Source organism: Ignavibacteriales bacterium, assembly GCA_026390595.1.
Lineage (GTDB): Bacteria > Bacteroidota > Ignavibacteria > UBA10030 > UBA10030 > UBA9647.
Genome location: JAPLFQ010000033.1, coordinates 132,925 through 149,540 on the forward strand (window position 1 = coordinate 132,925; position 16,616 = coordinate 149,540).

The following is a 16,616-nucleotide window of genomic DNA, read 5'->3' on the forward strand; positions in this document are numbered from 1 at the left end:
TCTACCCACACCGCACCTACTTCACCGGAAAGTAACCAACTTTTGTGACGATCTGCTGCCCCTCTGCGCTCAGAATCCAATCGATATACTCTTTCAGGGCTCCGGTGGGACGGTTGCGCGTATACATGTACAAGAACCGTGAGATCGGGTACTTCCCGCTTTTCACATTCTCTTCGGTGGGTTCGTACCCTGGAGAGCTAGCGTCCTTCTTCACTTTTGCATATTTGATGCCTTTGCCGTATGCGGCTCCGCCATATCCGATACCAAACTTGTCCTTGGCAACTGCATTGACAACGGCGCCTGTTCCGGGCATAGTTTGCGTCATCGGCGAAAAGTCGGCCCCTCCAAGCACGTTGTCCTTGAAATAGACGTAGGTTCCTGAGCTGTTCTCACGCCCGTAGAGGATGATCTTAGCATCCGGTCCGCCAACGTCTTTCCAGTTCATGATCCCACCGGTATAGATCTTCTTCAGCTGGTCAAGCGACAGTTCCTGCACCGGGTTCGATTCGTTTACGTAGATGGACAAACCGTCCTTCGCCGTTTTGATTTCGACGCCGAGGACGTTGAACCGTGCTTTCAGCTTGTCGATTTCAGACTGCTTCATCGGACGTGAGGCATTGCAGATATCTGTTGTTCCATTGATGAGAGCCGAGATACCGACACCTGACCCGCCACCGGTGACCTGGACAGTCACTCCGGGGTGCTTTGCCATGTAGAGTTCTGCCCATCGCTGGGCCAGGATCACCATGGTGTCCGAACCTTTGACGGTGATAACTTCCGCAGGCTTCATCGCGAAGCCGAGGAACAGAGCTGCGGCGACAACGAGCGTGGTGATAATCTTCATTCTGTACTCCTTCGAATTAATCAGGTAGTGAACTTAGAATTTGTACTGCATTCGAACTGTGAACACGTTGTCCTTGATGTCATCTTTGAATGCAGCCAGGGCTGCGGGTGCGTTCGCGTTCACCTTTTCATTTGTGACCATGTCGTAATAGAAGGTGAACTTCACGTTAGTGTCCCAATGATAGACCCAGCCGATTCCCAGAGTTGTAAATTGAATGTCACCGGCGTTGAGTCCGACCTTCCCTGTTGGGGTAGCGGCGCCTATGTCATTGCCTGTGATGTCAGAATTCGGCGTGAAGACGTCATACTTCAGGATGAACTGGTGATTCAAGCCGAGGTTCTGAACATAGTTGACGTAGTAACCGGAGAAATTTCTCTGGTACAGTGCGGTCCCTGCAGCGTTGTAGAAGGCGCTGTAGTTTGAAGTCGCGCTGGTACCTCCGGTGCCGGGCTGCTTGCCGCTGATGTACTCGCCGCGTAGCGTCATCCCTCCTAACACCGGCATTTCATAATAGAGCTGAACATCTGCGCCGATGTAGGTCCGATCGAAGTATGCACCATTGTTGGATGCAGAGGAATCATAGGCGAACGCCTTGGAGCCGCCATCGAGTGTGTAGATCGCACGTTGATTGCTCCTTACTTTGCCCATATAGAACGACACGCCGCCGTCAATTTCCAGGCCGGCATCGCGCATGGGAAGCGTGAATCCGCCACGCCCTATGAGGTCTTTGTAGTTGTCGTTTTCCTGCGCTGTGGGGCCCATACCGGTGAAGAGGCCAGCCTTGAAATTAAACCAGCTCATTGCCGATCCTTCCGGCGGCATGATTTCGATTTTCGCGCCCATATCGCGCTCACCCGGGAAGAGTGTTTGATACATTCTGGTACGTTCCGGGGCTTCACGATTGCTGGATGAATAGGAAATCTCGAAGCCAAAAGGCCGATCGAAAACGCCTGCCGTAAGCCCGAACGTCTTCATCCAGGGCTCCCTGATGCTGGCGTATGCGTCTTTGATCGCAACACCGCCCGGGGTAACATCGATCTGCAGCACGTACTGTGTGAGGTCGTTGTCATAGTTGAATTTTACACGTCCCCGACGAACCAGGTACCGGGAGTGCACACCAGCTGCGAAATTGCCGCCAGCGAATGAGCCAACGCCATCGCCATCAGCAACCTGAAATTGTGATTGAATGTACCCTGTGATCTTGATCTTCTTCAGAGCATCGACCACTGGGGTCAACGCCATGAGTTGCTCGTTCAAACCGTCCACCTGCTCTTTGACGTCGGTCATTTTCTGCTGAAGACTTGCGAGCGTCGTATCCTTCTCTTGAGCGCGAAGGGTGAACCCGAGCAAGACCAAACAAGTGAGGAACAGTTTTTTCATCTAAAGCTCCCTATGTGGTTGAGATGGGAAAAGTGAGTTGAGATAGCTGAGTTGAGAAAGTCGATTGGATGTTAGGCAGGCTGCTGTGCAGAATTCAGGAAATAGTGACTTTGCAGACTTCGTTTTCAGATTAACCATCCGTTTACGATGCTTCCAAATGCAAGTGCAGAAATTGCGATAATCCCCATGAGAAGTCTGAATTCACGATCGCTGACAGGCTCGCACTCCTCCGGATCAAATCCACCGCCTATGAAGTGGCCCGCCAGTAACCGTGCTATGCTTGTCTTTCCACTCTCTTCTGCAGCGAATACCGTACTTGATGTCTGAGGCGTCATTTGTCTGCGCTCCTTTGGTTGTTTACGCCACAAAGGTAGCGAACAGCCATTAGGCAAATGTTAGGAGCGTACTAAGAAATTGTTAACAGAGACTCCCGGAGTCTGCTGCTCCGAGCGGCCGAAGACCTGCAATGACCGCGATCAGACGGAACACCCGCGGATGAGCATCCCCGCGCCAACGACCATAGCCAAACTTAGAACCAGGCCAACGTAGAATTGGCTATCGGTCAACGGTTTAGTTTCGCCGGTTTCGTCATCATGGGGAAGAAACCTTTCGACGAGCCAAAACGCGAACGGTTTCTCGTTATTCTTCTTAGGTTCGGGCATATCTCCTCCTTCCATAGACGCGATACCAAGTGCACTTTTGTTACTAGAACTCATCTCAAAAACGCCAACTACGTCATTGCGAGGCGTTTCTTGCCGAAGCAATCTCTCTTTTGTCTCGATGTACGTTGGTGAGATTGCTTCGCTCGCCCCTACGGGGCGTCGCTCGCAATGACTTTGAGGGTTTTTGAGATAGCCTCTAACAAAGGTAGTCCTTTGGCATTGTCCAGGTATTAGTTTAATGTTAAGGAACTGTGAAGCCATCGACGCGGCGGCGGTGGCGTGGCCTTCAACGATGAAACACGGTACGGAAGCAGTTGCCACACCCTCCCTTCTTCAGCAATTGCAGATTCTTGCACGGTTGAATTGATTGAATTTGTAAAGCAATGGTTGCAATGGCAGAACCGACGAGAGTTTACAGTATCATAACAACCCAATCACATTTGGATAAAGCATCCTTCTATATTGCGTCATCATTTTGATTAAGGGTCTTCAATGCGAATCGCTTACTTCAACGCCAATCTTTGCCGCGGGCAGGATGGCGTAACGAGAGTCATGTACAAGATGTTCGAGGCCGCACTCGCACGACATCACGAGCCGATAGCATTCACATCGACGCGGCCTGATCCGGAGGATCGGATCGTGCCGATGCACAAAGTCCGCTCTGTTGTTCTCCCCCTCCAGAAAAGCTACCGGATCGCTTTCCCAGGATACCAGATGTTTGCAAAATCCCTGGATGCTTTTGCACCTGATATTATGCACATCAACAGTCCCTGCACGCTTGGCTTTGCGGCTATGAAGTATGCCCGGCAGTTCAGTATTCCCGTCGTCGCGACATATCATACTCACTTCCCCACCTATCCAAGATACTACGGGCTCACGGCGTTGGAAGAGCTGGCGTGGAAAGTCTCGCGATATCTCTACAACAAGATGGATCGCACGTTCGTCCCCACGACGCCGATTCTCGATGAGCTCAGAGAACACAGCATCGACAGGTTGGAGTACCTCCCGAATGGTGTCGATCTCAATCTGTTCAATCCATCTCGATGGTCTTTGCTCTGGCGCGAGAATATCTCTCCGGACAACAAGCCCGTGGTCCTCTTCGTGAGCAGGCTCGTTTGGGAGAAGGATTTGGCCGTCCTGGCGCAGGCGTACCAAATCCTGCGTCAGAAACGAACGGATTTCGAAATGGTGATCGTGGGCGATGGCCACGCAAGGAAGGAATTCCAGGACTTGATGCCGGGCGCTCATTTCCTTGGCTACCAGTCAGGCCTCACACTCGCGGAAAGCTACGCTTCTTCAGACATATTTGTTTTCCCATCGACAACCGAAACCTTCGGCCTCGTGACGATCGAAGCAATGGCTTCAGGCCTTGCCCCCATAGCGGCAAAGGTCGGAGGTGCTACAGGTATCATCCAGGAAGGCAAATCCGGTCTGTTCGCGAAACCATTAAGCGGAGAAGATTTGGCGCACGGCGTGGATGGGCTGCTTGATGAAAAACGGATGAGGCAGCAATTGGCAGAAGGTGCTTTGCAGCGAGCCCAGGAATTCTCGTGGGAGAAAATACTCTCTCAACTATTCGACAGCTATCAGTCGGTGATCAATGAACACAAACGACAACATGCTCGAGCTGCTTAGCCCGGAAGAAATCGGCACGGGTTCCGGATTCCTGCAGGGAGTCCCGCCAAGGGGGGAGTCTCCTCCCAGTGACTTCCGGCTGGTCCATATTTCTGACCCCCATCTGAGCCGTCAGTTCTATCGCGAACACCTCAAGTCTTTCAAACTCCTTCTCAAGTCCATCCTCGCCGCCGGTTGCGACCATCTCGTCATCACTGGTGACATCGTAAGCACCGGTGAGGAAGATGACTACTATCTCGCCAGGGAGATTCTTGGGACTCTGGATTTGCTCGACTCTACACGCCTCACGGTCGTTCCAGGCAACCACGATATCTTCGGCGGCCCGCATCGGGCGGTAGACGTTCTGAGTTTTCCACAGTACATACGCAATGTGGATTACGCCAGGCATCTCGACCTTTTTCAGATCGTATTCGGAGAAACGCTCGAAAATGTCGTATCGTATGGGAGTGATTCCATTTTTCCGTTCGTGAAAAAGGTTGGACCCTATTCGATCATCGGATTGAATTCCATACCTCCCTGGTCTTTGCGAAGGAATCCGTTGGGCACCAACGGCAAACTGGACGACGCTCAGCGAAATGCCCTTCTTCGCATTCATGAGGAAGGGGAGCTTGATAGGACCCTCCCGCTCGTGGCAGTTCACCACCACTTCAATGACCTCCAGGATGAATCTGCGGGAGGCAGCTTCTGGAAGCGAGTCGAATCGAACACCATGAGAATGAGGGGCCGGACGAAGACGCTGCGATTGTTCGAATCTCTTGGGATTCGCTATGTTCTCTATGGTCATATCCATCGAAATGAGATTTACCAGAACAATGCGATTACCCTTCTGAACGGCGCCGGCGCTGTGTGCGACGACCCTATCAGATTCCTGAAGTATAACCAGATTCTCCATTCCAACGGCATTGACCATCTCCAAACAGTCACGCTTCCGATTCCATTTCAGGTTCCTTCGTTCGCGCTCCCGAAACATCGACTTCACTTTCCGGTCGCGACTCCCCCCGTACCCTCAACCGCAGAGTGAAGGTACGTGATAGATCTTTTGAAATGGCAGTTGGTGGAAGCTGAGAATCGGGTAATGCGTGCGTCCGATCAGGCAATTGAACGTGTTGCAGTTTTCGACCTCGATGGAACGCTCCTTATCGGAGATATCGGGGATGCTGTTTTCGCCTATCTCATTCTCGAAGGTCACCGCCTCACATTGAGCTGGGGAGAGTATCAACACCTTCTCCGAACCCACAAAAGCAAGGCCTACCGCACGGTAGTCGAAGCGATGGCGGGACTGGAACCTGATACTATTGTGCGGGCAACATCGGCGGTGATGAATGCTGCAAAGGAGTACCTCACTCTTGGATCAGACCGTGTGAGGAAACCCAAACCCCGACCTTTGCTTTCCCAGTTCGTTTCCCTGCTCCACCAACTTCAGTATCAAGTCTTCGTGATATCCGCGAGTAACCATGTTTCGGTTCAGCACGTTTCGCAAGCGTGGTTCAACGTCCCCCCATCGCATGCCTTCGGCATCCAGAGTCGAACGTTTGAAGGCCGTTTGACGGCTGAACTCCTCTCCCCTGTCCCCATTGGCCCGGGAAAGGCTGAGCTCTTCAGGCTTGCTGCGGGTTCGGCCGTCCCTTTGATTACTGGTACCGACAGCGCACTGGATATTCCTCTGCTTCGGATAACACATCCCATGGGCTTCACTGTTTGGCTCGGTGACAATCCCAGTGACTATAACGCTGCCATGGCTACTGTCAAGGGTGGGCAGAAGATCTTCTTTGCAGGATCGGACGAAGAGCCAGAATCGGATGACTACTAAGCTTCGAGCTGAATGAGGGCAGTGGAGACGTGCGGGGAAAACCTGATCTTCATCCCCCGAGGTAAGTTTTCTGATGCGATGAGGTGATGAGGGGACGACGGACTGATCTTCCTTGCCCTCCATGGCAGAAGAACATCGATCGAGCTTGGAGAGGATTTTGGAAGAAACCGTGACGCAAAAGAAAGGTTGAAGGAGTTATCCGTTTGAAATTCCAGTGCGAGGCTGATCTTGCCGAACCCGGTAGGAGCGTCGGTGATTCTGAGATTCCTCCCCTTTTTCATCAGGTGGGGCGCCGCACCGGCAAAGAACTCCAATCTTCCCTCTTGTTCTCTCAAGAGACAATCACGCAGAAAGAGAACTACTTCGGCAGCCGCCCAACCATGATGACCGTCCCCCATCGCCCCACCCTCCGTTTTCGGGTGAATTGCTTCAGGAAACGTGTAGCTTGCGGTCGCTTGCCGAAAGATCGAAGCAGCAATCCTCCATGCGTCATCACTTTCTCCTTGATTCAGAAGAGAATGTGCTACCTGCAAGGTGAGATATGCATTGTATCCTGAATGAATAATGGGATGATAGAAGCCCCGCTCGTCGATGAACCTCTCAACAATCGCTTTGAGGGTCTCCCTTGGATGTGGGATGGTCGGTTCGAAAAGACTCAACGGATAGATACTGCTCACCGAACCAATGGCACTCTCGTCGAAGGGCCTGGACGGCGTCGACGGTATGAGGGGTACGCCCAATCTCTGTTCGACCGACCGGAAAGACTCCAGCAGATCGCTCTCGAACTCCGAGGCCTCGGTCTCGAAAAGCGTCGCTGCGCTTTCATGCCGAAGCTCCCTAGCAATCTCAGAGAGAGCCTTCAATCCAGCCAGGCTCCAGAATGAATCCCAGTAGTATTGATCGACGGTACCTAGGTGCTCTGCACTCAGACTCTCGGGCATCAATCTTTTGTGCGTTGAGCCCGTGTTTCCCGTCTTCCTTCGCATGCGAATGATCCAGCGTCCAGCTTTGGCGAGCGCCGGATACAATTCCTTCAGCCACAGCAACGAACGGGTAAATCGATAGTGTTCGTAGACCGTCCAGAGCACGGCACCATTCGAGTCCCACTCTCCCCCAGGCGCACGGAAAAACCCATCTGACATCAGTCGTGTTGGGAACCCATCGATAACCTGACGGACACGTTTGGGAAAGCCGAGCACGTCCAGCGCTTTCAGCATCGGAGCGGCATCGCGAAACCAGAAATGGTGATAGAGATATGGGCCGGGAGAGATGAAATCTCCATCCTGGAACTGCAGGAGAGCATTCCGGGAGGCCTCGAAGAGTTCCTGCAATGAATCGTCGCCGAAATCAATAGCCGCGGAACCTTCAAGCTCTTTCGCCCACGCTGCTTGTTGCTCGCCTCTCCGTTTCTCAAAGGACACTCTCCAGGTTCGCTTAATCGGGCTCGCCTTGAGCTCCGCCCTGGTTCCGAGAGCCATGCTGTAGCAAATGGATTGCTCGGCCGAGGGACTGAGAGTCAGATCAAAAAGAGCAACGGCGTTGGCCAGCCCTTTTGCGCAGGCAATTGTGTCCCTGTGTTCAGCTGTTTGTTCCGACTTGATGCTCCTTGCAGCGTCCCCGAGGCTGGCACTGCCGAACACGACTGCTCTCGGTTCCTGAGCGAATACCATCCCGACGATCCCGTCGACGGAAGCAACGCGCGGCGATTCAAAGTCGATCTTCTTGATGGGTGCGACACCCTCCACTCCGAAAGGCCTGATGGCAACGCCGACCTGCATGTGGCGGGGAACTGATGACTGATTCAGCACTGTTGCCCGACAAAACATGATATCCTTGCCGCCGCGCACACAACCTACAAAAGCCTCTGTCTGCAGTCGCAATCCTCGCCAGGTGAATGCGGTGGTGATGCGAGGTGCGTCTGTGTCGAGTTGTTGGTCGACGCTAGAAGACAGGCTGGGGAAGAATATCTCTCCGTTTTCAACCAGCCAGACATCGATAGACCATTCCCGCGGCAAGGGAGTAACGAGACCACGGGGATCAATGATTGCCTCATGAAAGCCTGTCGGAGACCCGAGTGCGGTCCAATCACGATGAGTGATGTTGATGAGAAGCGGGTTCTGAGAGCGGGGAATGAAGCTGGCGCTTCCTGGCTCAAGCTGCCGGTGAACCCAGTATGGATAAATCCATGAGCGGTTCATCTGCAACACGCTGAAGTTCAGCAGACCGCGGATGAGCATGGGGGCGCTCAGTTCAAAGAGCTCACGCGGGAAGCCCGTTCCGTCAACGTCACCTGCGGCGCTGACGAGACGGAATTGGGAGAGAGATTCTTCGGAGAGATTGAGCTTCTTGAGAGCCTGCTCAAGCAGGAACGAATTCAGGTTCACTGTCAGGCACCGGCGCTACTTATTCAGGTCGAATGCGAACGTGGTGCCTTTGCCTACCTCGCTTGTCACTGAGATCTTGCTGCTGTGTGCTTCGATGATGTGTTTGACGATGGCAAGTCCGAGGCCTGTCCCCCCCACATCCCGGGAACGGGTCTTGTCTACCCTGTAGAACCTCTCGAAGATCCTTGGAAGGTGTACAGACTCGATACCCGGGCCGCTGTCGGCGATCGAGATCGTCACAGAACGCTCGGATTCCATGAGGCGTACAGTGGTTGTGGCCCCTTCCGGACTGTACTTGATGGCATTGTCCACGAGATTTCCAAGAGCCTGGCGCAAACGATCTTTGTCGCCGAGCACCAGCACGTCGTGGTCAGGCGCATCGATAAGGAGATTCTGCTTTCTTTTGGCTGCAGCGTCCGAAAAGTCTGCAATAAGGTTCTTCAGTATCGACACAGCGTCGACGTACCGGAAACTCATTTTCATTTCGCCTGACTCGATGCGTGAAATCTCGATGAGGTCAGTCAGGAGTATATCCAGGCGGTTTGCGTGATGATAGGCCTTTTCGACGAATCTTCGGTTCACTGCCGCGTCATCCAGTGCCCCTTCGAGAAGCGTCTCAAGAAAGCCTTTCAACGAGAAGATCGGTGTTCGGAGCTCGTGGGACACATTACCCAGAAATTCACTTCGAACGCGCTCGAGTTTCTTCAGCTGCTCAATATCTGCCTTGAGCTTGTCCGTCATTTCGTTGATCAGTTCCGCCAGCCGGCCAATCTCATCATTCGAGCGAACGGGGAGCTTCTGGTCGAGGTTGCCCGCCTTGATCTCCTTGACCATTTCAGCGATCTCCGTGAGGGAACTCGTCAATCGCCTGGAGACAATCCGACTTGCCATCAGCACGACAAGAAGGATGACAATCGACCCGACAACGATTTTGAAGCGAATCTCGTACATCACGCGATTGACCTCTGTCAGTTCGACGGAAACCCGGACGAACTGAAGATTTCGAAACACGGCCGCGGACGGGACGGCGACCTTCTGTGCAACGTACACAAGGTCTTGATTAATCGATTTGCTGGTTCTGACGTTTGAACCGGTTCCCTTCTGGCGGGCTTCGACAACTTCCGGTCGCTGAGAGTGATTTTCGAGACCTCCAAGCAGAGAATCAGGAACGGATGAGTCATAGACAACCACCCCCGAAGAATCAATAAGCGTGATACGCATACGCGCCGCCAGGGACATTACTGTGAGATCTTTCTCCACGTTGTCACGCGATTCCCCCCGCACCGTCCAATCCTGTAAGAGCGAGTGTATCACGTTGGTTTCAGTGCGAAGGCCTGAGAGCAACCGGTCGAAGAAATACCTCTCAATCTCGTAGCTCAGCAGCACTCCCAGAAGAGCAATGACGAGAACCGAGATGGCAATGAATGTGACAGCTATCCGTGTACGTATGCTGCGCATCAGAGATCCTTTCGAAAGCGATAGCCAACGCCTTTTACTGTTTCGATGTGGTGTGCGTGTTTGCCCAGCTTCTCCCGAATCTTCCGGATGTGAACATCGATCGTCCGGTCAATGACATACACGTCGTGGCCCCAGATTTCGTTGAGCAACGTCTGGCGAGAGACCACGCGCTCGGGATGTCGGGCAAGGAAGAGGAGCAATTCGAATTCTTTCTTAGGCAAATGAATGTCGTTCTTGCCAATGGAGACGACGTAGTTGTTCATCTGAATGTCCAGTTCACCAACTCTCAGAACGTCCGACTCGTCGGCCTCCTCCCCTTCCTCCCGCGCTTTCAATACACGCTTCACGCGAGCCAGAAACGTGCGTACTTTCACCGGCTTTGCGATGTAGTCGTCAGCGCCCAGCTCCAGACCTACGACCTCATCGGCCTCGCTATCCCGCGCTGTCAGGAAAATAATCGGCGTCTTGGCCGTCCCTGGATCCTTCCGTATCGCTTTGCACACCTCCAGGCCGTCCAGTTCAGGCATCATGACATCCAAGACGACGAGGTTCGGACGCTGCTTGACATACCTCAGTGCCTCTTTGCCATTCCCGGCCGTAAGGACGCGATAGCCTTCTTTCTCGAGGTTATACTTCAGCAATTCCAGGATGTCTTTTTCGTCATCAACGACAAGTATGGTGGAAACCATTGGCCTCTCGAGACAAACACTGAAGGAAACTCTGGCACGGGTTCATGAATCCCCCACGAGGGAGGATGACAATACGCTAATACCTCTCGAAGAAACGAACCGAGGGAAGGTGAAAATGCACGTGGGTTCAATGCGGAGAAATGTACGAACAAGATTAGTCAGACTCAAATAAAAGCACGGATGAGGTGCCCTCCTGTGAAATGCGCGAGTCGAAAGCCAAAGAGTAATAGGAGCATAATTCATAGGCGGTACCAGCGGAGGAACCTTGTTCAGGTCCAACGACACAGGGGAATGTAGATACGCGCAGCCTTCACAGGAAAGCAAAATGGGGAATCAAGACCGCTGATCCCCCACGCTCTCGTTTGCACCAACTGAGAGTCCTGGCGGTCCTCTCAGTCCTTTTCCTCTTGTTCATTCACGCCCCTAGGTATGCGAAAGTTGGACAATCTAGGGTCTTGAATCTCCCATCAAGATACGAGAAACGAATCTCTTCTAGATCCAAACACAAAGCCGGCACCGATGGAACCCGATCCCACGATGGAACTGGCGGAGCTTACGCAGGTGAGCCCCCGAGCGGCAATTCTACCGTAAACGTGCTCCCTTTCCCCTCCTGGCTTTTCACAGAGATCGATCCTCCGTGCAATGCGACAAAACGTTGGGAAATCGCGAGTCCGAGGCCGCTCCCGTCCGTGGTCGACCGTGGTTTCGCACCGCGGTAGAACCGCCTGAACACCTTCGCCTGTTCCGATTCGGGAATTCCGATTCCATGATCACTGATGACGATCGACGCCATACCGGGAGTTTGGTTGAGAATCAACGACACCGTAACTGAGCTCTTCTTCCCTGAGTACTTGATGGCATTATCGAGAAGGTTAAGAATCACGCTCTTGAGTTTCTCGTGGTCACCGGAAACCTCCGCCGCGTCCCCAATAAAGACCTTTAGTTTCACATCTCTCTTCTTTGCTATCCCGCGAGCCGTCTGCACACATTCTATAACCAGTTCATCCAACCTGACCGCCGCCGTTTCCAATTTCATACGTGCAGCATCGAGTTTCGCGAGAACCAGGAGATCGCCGATCATGACAGACATTCGGTCAAGTTCAGCGAGAGATGCAGACAAGCTTTCCTTCACTCCCCGACTCCGGGCGGCGCGCGCGGCAGATTCCAATTCGCTCCGAATGATCGTGAGCGGCGTGCGAAGTTCGTGTGAGGCGTCTGCGACGAATTGCCTCTGCCCCTTGAATGTGTTGTCGATCCTCTCAATCATATCGTTCAACGCCTTCCCCAGTTGCCGCACTTCGTCATCGGCTGAAGGGAGAGCAAGCCGTGCGTCAAGGTTCGAGGCACTGATCTTCTCTGCGGTGCGAACCATGTTCATCATGGGTCTGAAGGCCATGCTTGTAATGAAGTACGCCGCACAACCGGCCAGCAACAGCCCTCCTGGAATGACTATGAAGAAGAGCAGTCTGAGGCGCTCCATCGTTTCTTCAATGTCGTGCATCGGTGCGGCCACCTGGACCAGGTATTGTATGCGGTTTTCTATCTCCACCGGCCATTGCAGCACCCGGTACTTGCGATGATTCCATTTTGCCATACCCTTTCGTGCCACTCCGGATGGGCCGGACTTCCAATCCACGTGCGCGTCGATTTCAAAACCGGAGTCGGTGAACACAACGTTGTTTCCGAGCGTGAGAAGTCTGATCCTTGTCCCCCTCAGACCCTCGGTCGTTATTGAATCCAACTCCGAGCGGTTGGGGAAACCTGGTTGCAGATGTTCTTCTTCCAGCTCCGTTTGGAGCTTATCCGCATGGCTCTCAAGCCGAGCATCGAGTTTCGCGATCTCGGCATCCGAGATGCTTTCGTGAATGATCATTGCGAATGCGGTCACGAGAAGACCGAACGCAACTGTATACGCAACAATAAGTTTTGACTTGATGGTGAGCATGTGATCTGGAGTGTTCAGGGCTTTCGATCAGAGAACACATAGCCGCTTCCCCGGCTGGTATGAATCAAGGGAGCCGCATGGCCTTTGTCCACTTTCTGCCTCAGGAACTTGACGAAGGATTCAATCACATTGCTTCGGGGTTCGAAGTTCATATCCCAGAGATGCTCTGATATCCTCTGGCGTGAAATAATCTCGTGTGGATGCATCATGAACAGCTCGAGCAGAGCGAATTCCTTCGCCGACAGCGAGATCTCCTTCCCTTCGCGGAAGGCTTTGTGCGTCTTTACTTCAAGCCGAAGCCCAAACATCTCGATATCGGTGGACCGGACTTCAGTCCTTCGTCTCGCAAGCGATCGAATGCGCGCGAGGAGCTCTCCGGTGTGGAATGGTTTGGCCAGGTAATCATCTGCGCCGCTATCAAGCCCTTTGATCTTGTCTTCGACGTCATCAAGCGCTGTCAACATCAGTATTGGGGTCAGCACCTTCTGCTCACGAATCCTGCGGCATGTCGTCCATCCATCCTGTTTTGGGAGGAGAACATCCAGGAGAATGACGTCATTCTCATTGATGACAGCGAGTTCCTCTCCAGCCACGCCATCGTACGCGACGTCGACGGCGAACCCCTCGGCCTTCAAACTCTTCTTCAACACAGCAGCGATTTTCTTGTCGTCTTCGATGAGCAGGATTCTCATGTGAAATTCAGCGTGTCATTATTTGTAGACGGTAAACGCACGTGTAACAACGTATAGCTTTTTGTCTGATTTTGCATTCGCCGGAACAAGACGGGTTGCTCTCCAAGCAGTATCTCAGATACTGTCGTCATATCGCAACGATTCTTCCTTCTGCTTCTTTGGCGGTGCGCCAAAGTTATAGGTGATACCAACATAGACAATGCGGGAATCCCGCCTGTTAACAAGGTTTTGATGGAGCAATGGAGTATCCAGGAAGCTCTCGCGCCTCAACGACTTGAAAACGTCGGCCACGGTGGCAGTTATGCTGAGCTTGCCTGCGATCAGTTCCTGCCGCATACCCATATTCACGACGTAACTGGGCAGGGATTCACCCTGCGGAGTAAGCCTCCGAGAACTGTAATTGGAGTTCACTTGCATCATCGAAGACCTGGTTACATTTACGCTGACCGTGAGTGCGCCGCTCCAGGTAGTGACAGATTTGTTCTGTCCGTAACCCAGGTTGGATGCGTCTATTTGATTGAAGAAAACGTTCGTGCTCCCGTGCACGGAAGCTATGTCTCCCAGGTCGGCCGAGAGTATGACCTCAATGCCGGTAGACCGGTCGTTGGAGAGATTTGTGCGCGTTGTCAGGAGCGTCGTGTCATTGATGAGCTGCGTGATCGAGGTGAAACGGTCATATGTGTATCGATAGTACAGGCTCGGAAGAACGGAAAACAAATCCGTTTCAAACTTGCACCCAAATTCGAGTGAATGAACATACTCGGGTTTGAGCTTCGGGTTCCCTGAGCTGATGTTCCTCGGGTCGCGATATTCGGGGAACGGATTGAGATCATCTCCTTCCGGCCTGCGCACCCGCTTGCTGTAGCTGAGCCGGAGTTCACTCGCGGGGCTTAGTGCATACGTCAGGTGAACTGTCGGAAACACGCTGAAGTAGCTGTTTGTGATTGTGGAATCCAATGTGACCAGGTTGGACTTGATGAATGACCCTTCCGCCCGAAGTCCCGCCATGAAACCGAAGTCACCAAACGACCGTTCATACGTAGCGTAGAACGCATGCACCGCCTCATCATAGATGAACCGGTTCGACTTTGAGTTGTCCTTCAGAAATCGCTGAAGCGATGCGCTGTAGTTCTCAAAGTAGAAATCCATGTCCCTGCGATTCATCTCTCCCGCATATCCCGTCTCAAACGTTGCATCCTCCGAGAGCGGATCTGAGTAGTCCAACGTCGTCTCGAATTTTCGCTCAGTTTGCTTGATCAGGCTGTTGTCGTGTTGATCCGGGGCAGGAGGAAACGTAGAAATATCAGTGTAGTGATTGTCTTCCTGCTCAGGGGCGTTTGAACCGTTTATCTCTAGCCGAAGCTTCTGATTCTTCTTCTTGAACTTGTGTTCCGCGAACATCTTGAAACCATATTCGTCTTCATACTCATAATCCACCCTGTTTCGTCCAAACACTTGGATGTTTCTTCCAAGCAGATCCTGAACGACTTTTGACGCGTTTTCGAGCCTGGTGAACCCGTTGTAGAAGTAGTTGCCTGAAATTCCAGCGCTCGTGGAAGCATCGAGCGCATAATCCAGCCCGAGTGCTGCCATATGGGAAAGAGGTGTGGCATCTGACAAGAGGTCTTCCTGGTAGTATGTCGATCCGCCACTTACGTCTTTCTGCAACCGAGTGTCCATGGTGATACGGTTCCGGCTGTCCTGGCGTAGGCTGTAGCTTCCGAACAGGTTCAAATCGCCTGGGTTGTAATTCAGCCGGACGTTTCCGTTGTACCGGCTGTTGTTGCCGATGTTCGCTGTGATAGCGCCGTTTGTTCCCAGGCTGACATTCTTTTTCAGAACGATGTTGATGATGCCGGACGTCCCGTCGGGCTTGTACTTCGCAGACGGATTGGTGATCAGCTCAATTCTCTCGATGGAACTTGCCGGCATCTGCTGCAGGACCGTGGCGCTGCTCTTCGCCATCAGGGGCGAGCTCTTACCGTTGATCAGAATCAGCACGCTCGAAGAACCCCTGAGGCTGACGTTGCCGTCAATGTCCACTTCGACGGAGGGAATGCTCTGGAGCAATTCGCTTGTGGAGCCGGACTTGCTCATGATATCCTGACCGATGTTGTACACTTTTCGATCAATCGAATTCGTGAAGAGGGCCTTCTGTGCTGTGATGAGCACTTCGTCGAGCTTCACCGATCCTTCCTTCAGTGGAACGACCCCGAGATTCCATGTGCTGGTTTGGGCGCCTATTCTGTGAGTCGGCGTGACGTTCTCCTGGTAGCCGACAAAACTCATCCTCAAGAAATACTCACCTTCAGGGATATTTTGAAAGACAAAGGTTCCTTTGCTGTCAGTCTCCGTTCCTGCCGCGACGGTACTGTCGGCAGCGTTGCGGACCACAACGTTCACAAACTCCATGGGCCGGCCGCTCACTTCATCAACCACCTTGCCGGAAATGGTTGTACCACGCTGGTTCTGAGGAAACAAACAGGCAGTGAACAACAGAAAGCAACAGATCAGATACAGGATTCGCACCGGGTATGGCATATTGGTCCGTGAAAACAAGTGAAAGGTCGAGAATCTACTTGGGAAGAATATAACCATCGGAAATGAAAGGAAGATGAAAAAGACCTTGGGATTCAATTCACCAGAGAGCGGATCATCCTCCCCGCTCATAAAAAAAAGGCCTTCGCTTTCGAGGCGAAGGCCGAGATCGTGGAGGTGCGGGGAGTCGAACCCCGGTCCGAAGCGAAGACTCTCAAAACTTCTACGTACATAGCCTGCCTTTTAAGGTTCGCACAAGGAAACTCCGGCAGACAGGATTGGCCACGTGCTATCCTAAGTAGATCCCGCTTGTGGCAGGATTTCGCGCGATTCCCTTCGAAACAGAATCACGCTAGCCCATCTTATTCGACGTTCTCCCCGCCCCCAATGGGCGAGAAACGGGGGAACGGGTTGCCTAATTTAATTAAGCAGCCAGTGCGTAGTTGTAGTTGGCACTTGAGTGTTTACCGCTTCTTTAGCGTGGACACGGAGACCACGATACGCAGTTCTGAGCTTCCTCATCCCCGTCGAATCCAGGTCACCCCCAGGATATGCAGGTGAGGAGTTGATTGTCGGTTG

General features: G+C 52.8%; 13 protein-coding genes and 1 other RNA gene. 3 read left to right on the top strand and 11 right to left on the bottom strand.

All coding sequences use genetic code 11. The features are described from left to right. Positions 1-16: 16 nt before the first annotated feature. The 4 genes from NTU47_18115 to NTU47_18130 form a co-directional block, all read right to left on the bottom strand. Entirely contained in the window at positions 17-844 is an 828-nt protein-coding gene (locus tag NTU47_18115) for a phosphate ABC transporter substrate-binding protein (GenBank protein ID MCX6135725.1), read from the bottom strand. 33 nt (positions 845-877) lie between these two features. After that, positions 878-2,224, bottom strand: coding sequence for a hypothetical protein (locus tag NTU47_18120; protein MCX6135726.1), 1,347 nt, complete (start codon positions 2,222-2,224; stop codon positions 878-880). Positions 2,225-2,349: 125 nt separating this feature from the next. Then, the gene (locus NTU47_18125; GenBank protein ID MCX6135727.1) at positions 2,350-2,559 is read right to left on the bottom strand and encodes a hypothetical protein; all 210 of its coding nucleotides are present in this window, start codon (positions 2,557-2,559) and stop codon (positions 2,350-2,352) included. A gap of 141 nt (positions 2,560-2,700) precedes the next feature. Continuing rightward, positions 2,701-2,886, bottom strand: coding sequence for a hypothetical protein (locus tag NTU47_18130; GenBank protein ID MCX6135728.1), 186 nt, complete (start codon positions 2,884-2,886; stop codon positions 2,701-2,703). Between the two features lie 492 nt (positions 2,887-3,378). Here NTU47_18130 and NTU47_18135 point away from each other — a divergent pair, with 492 nt between their 5' ends. Genes NTU47_18135 through NTU47_18145 form a run of 3 tightly spaced genes read left to right on the top strand, consistent with a single transcriptional unit; the run spans position 3,379 to position 6,331 of the window. Beyond that, positions 3,379-4,521 (top strand): glycosyltransferase family 1 protein, encoded by a 1,143-nt coding sequence (locus tag NTU47_18135; GenBank protein MCX6135729.1) that lies wholly within the window; start codon positions 3,379-3,381, stop codon positions 4,519-4,521. Further along, entirely contained in the window at positions 4,505-5,542 is a 1,038-nt protein-coding gene (locus tag NTU47_18140; protein ID MCX6135730.1) for a metallophosphoesterase, read from the top strand. The genes NTU47_18135 and NTU47_18140 overlap by 17 nt, the downstream gene beginning before the upstream one ends. A 54-nt stretch (positions 5,543-5,596) precedes the next feature. After that, a complete protein-coding gene (locus NTU47_18145) occupies positions 5,597-6,331 on the top strand; it encodes a haloacid dehalogenase-like hydrolase (GenBank protein MCX6135731.1) in 735 nt (244 codons plus the stop codon). Here the strand turns inward: NTU47_18145 and NTU47_18150 are convergent. The 7 genes from NTU47_18150 to ssrA form a co-directional block, all read right to left on the bottom strand. Next, the gene (locus NTU47_18150) at positions 6,328-8,715 is read right to left on the bottom strand and encodes a hypothetical protein (GenBank protein ID MCX6135732.1); all 2,388 of its coding nucleotides are present in this window, start codon (positions 8,713-8,715) and stop codon (positions 6,328-6,330) included. The genes NTU47_18145 and NTU47_18150 overlap by 4 nt on opposite strands. A 15-nt stretch (positions 8,716-8,730) precedes the next feature. Then, a complete protein-coding gene (locus NTU47_18155) occupies positions 8,731-10,173 on the bottom strand; it encodes an ATP-binding protein (protein MCX6135733.1) in 1,443 nt (480 codons plus the stop codon). Continuing rightward, positions 10,173-10,862 carry a response regulator transcription factor gene (locus tag NTU47_18160; protein ID MCX6135734.1) on the bottom strand — a complete coding sequence of 230 codons (690 nt, stop codon included), beginning with the start codon at positions 10,860-10,862 and terminating at the stop codon, positions 10,173-10,175. The genes NTU47_18155 and NTU47_18160 overlap by 1 nt, the downstream gene beginning before the upstream one ends. 553 nt (positions 10,863-11,415) lie before the next feature. Then, positions 11,416-12,807 carry a HAMP domain-containing sensor histidine kinase gene (locus tag NTU47_18165; protein MCX6135735.1) on the bottom strand — a complete coding sequence of 464 codons (1,392 nt, stop codon included), beginning with the start codon at positions 12,805-12,807 and terminating at the stop codon, positions 11,416-11,418. 14 nt (positions 12,808-12,821) lie between these two features. Further along, the gene (locus NTU47_18170) at positions 12,822-13,499 is read right to left on the bottom strand and encodes a response regulator transcription factor (GenBank protein ID MCX6135736.1); all 678 of its coding nucleotides are present in this window, start codon (positions 13,497-13,499) and stop codon (positions 12,822-12,824) included. Between the two features lie 114 nt (positions 13,500-13,613). Continuing rightward, on the bottom strand, positions 13,614-16,040 hold the full coding sequence (locus tag NTU47_18175; GenBank protein ID MCX6135737.1) for a TonB-dependent receptor: 2,427 nt from the start codon (positions 16,038-16,040) through the stop codon (positions 13,614-13,616). Positions 16,041-16,206: 166 nt separating this feature from the next. After that, positions 16,207-16,583, bottom strand: a transfer-messenger RNA (tmRNA) gene (gene ssrA / locus NTU47_18180). Between the last annotated feature and the right edge of the window lie 33 nt (positions 16,584-16,616).

Coding starts and splice junctions, on each gene's coding strand:
- NTU47_18140 (MCX6135730.1), top strand. CDS start 4,505: ATGCTCGAGCTGCTTAGCCCGGAAGAAATCGGCACGGGTTCCGGATTC.
- NTU47_18135 (MCX6135729.1), top strand. CDS start 3,379: ATGCGAATCGCTTACTTCAACGCCAATCTTTGCCGCGGGCAGGATGGC.
- NTU47_18170 (MCX6135736.1), bottom strand. CDS start 13,499: ATGAGAATCCTGCTCATCGAAGACGACAAGAAAATCGCTGCTGTGTTG.
- NTU47_18155 (MCX6135733.1), bottom strand. CDS start 10,173: ATGCGCAGCATACGTACACGGATAGCTGTCACATTCATTGCCATCTCG.
- NTU47_18165 (MCX6135735.1), bottom strand. CDS start 12,807: ATGCTCACCATCAAGTCAAAACTTATTGTTGCGTATACAGTTGCGTTC.
- NTU47_18175 (MCX6135737.1), bottom strand. CDS start 16,040: ATGCCATACCCGGTGCGAATCCTGTATCTGATCTGTTGCTTTCTGTTG.
- NTU47_18130 (MCX6135728.1), bottom strand. CDS start 2,886: ATGCCCGAACCTAAGAAGAATAACGAGAAACCGTTCGCGTTTTGGCTC.
- NTU47_18160 (MCX6135734.1), bottom strand. CDS start 10,862: ATGGTTTCCACCATACTTGTCGTTGATGACGAAAAAGACATCCTGGAA.
- NTU47_18145 (MCX6135731.1), top strand. CDS start 5,597: ATGCGTGCGTCCGATCAGGCAATTGAACGTGTTGCAGTTTTCGACCTC.
- NTU47_18125 (MCX6135727.1), bottom strand. CDS start 2,559: ATGACGCCTCAGACATCAAGTACGGTATTCGCTGCAGAAGAGAGTGGA.
- NTU47_18120 (MCX6135726.1), bottom strand. CDS start 2,224: ATGAAAAAACTGTTCCTCACTTGTTTGGTCTTGCTCGGGTTCACCCTT.
- NTU47_18115 (MCX6135725.1), bottom strand. CDS start 844: ATGAAGATTATCACCACGCTCGTTGTCGCCGCAGCTCTGTTCCTCGGC.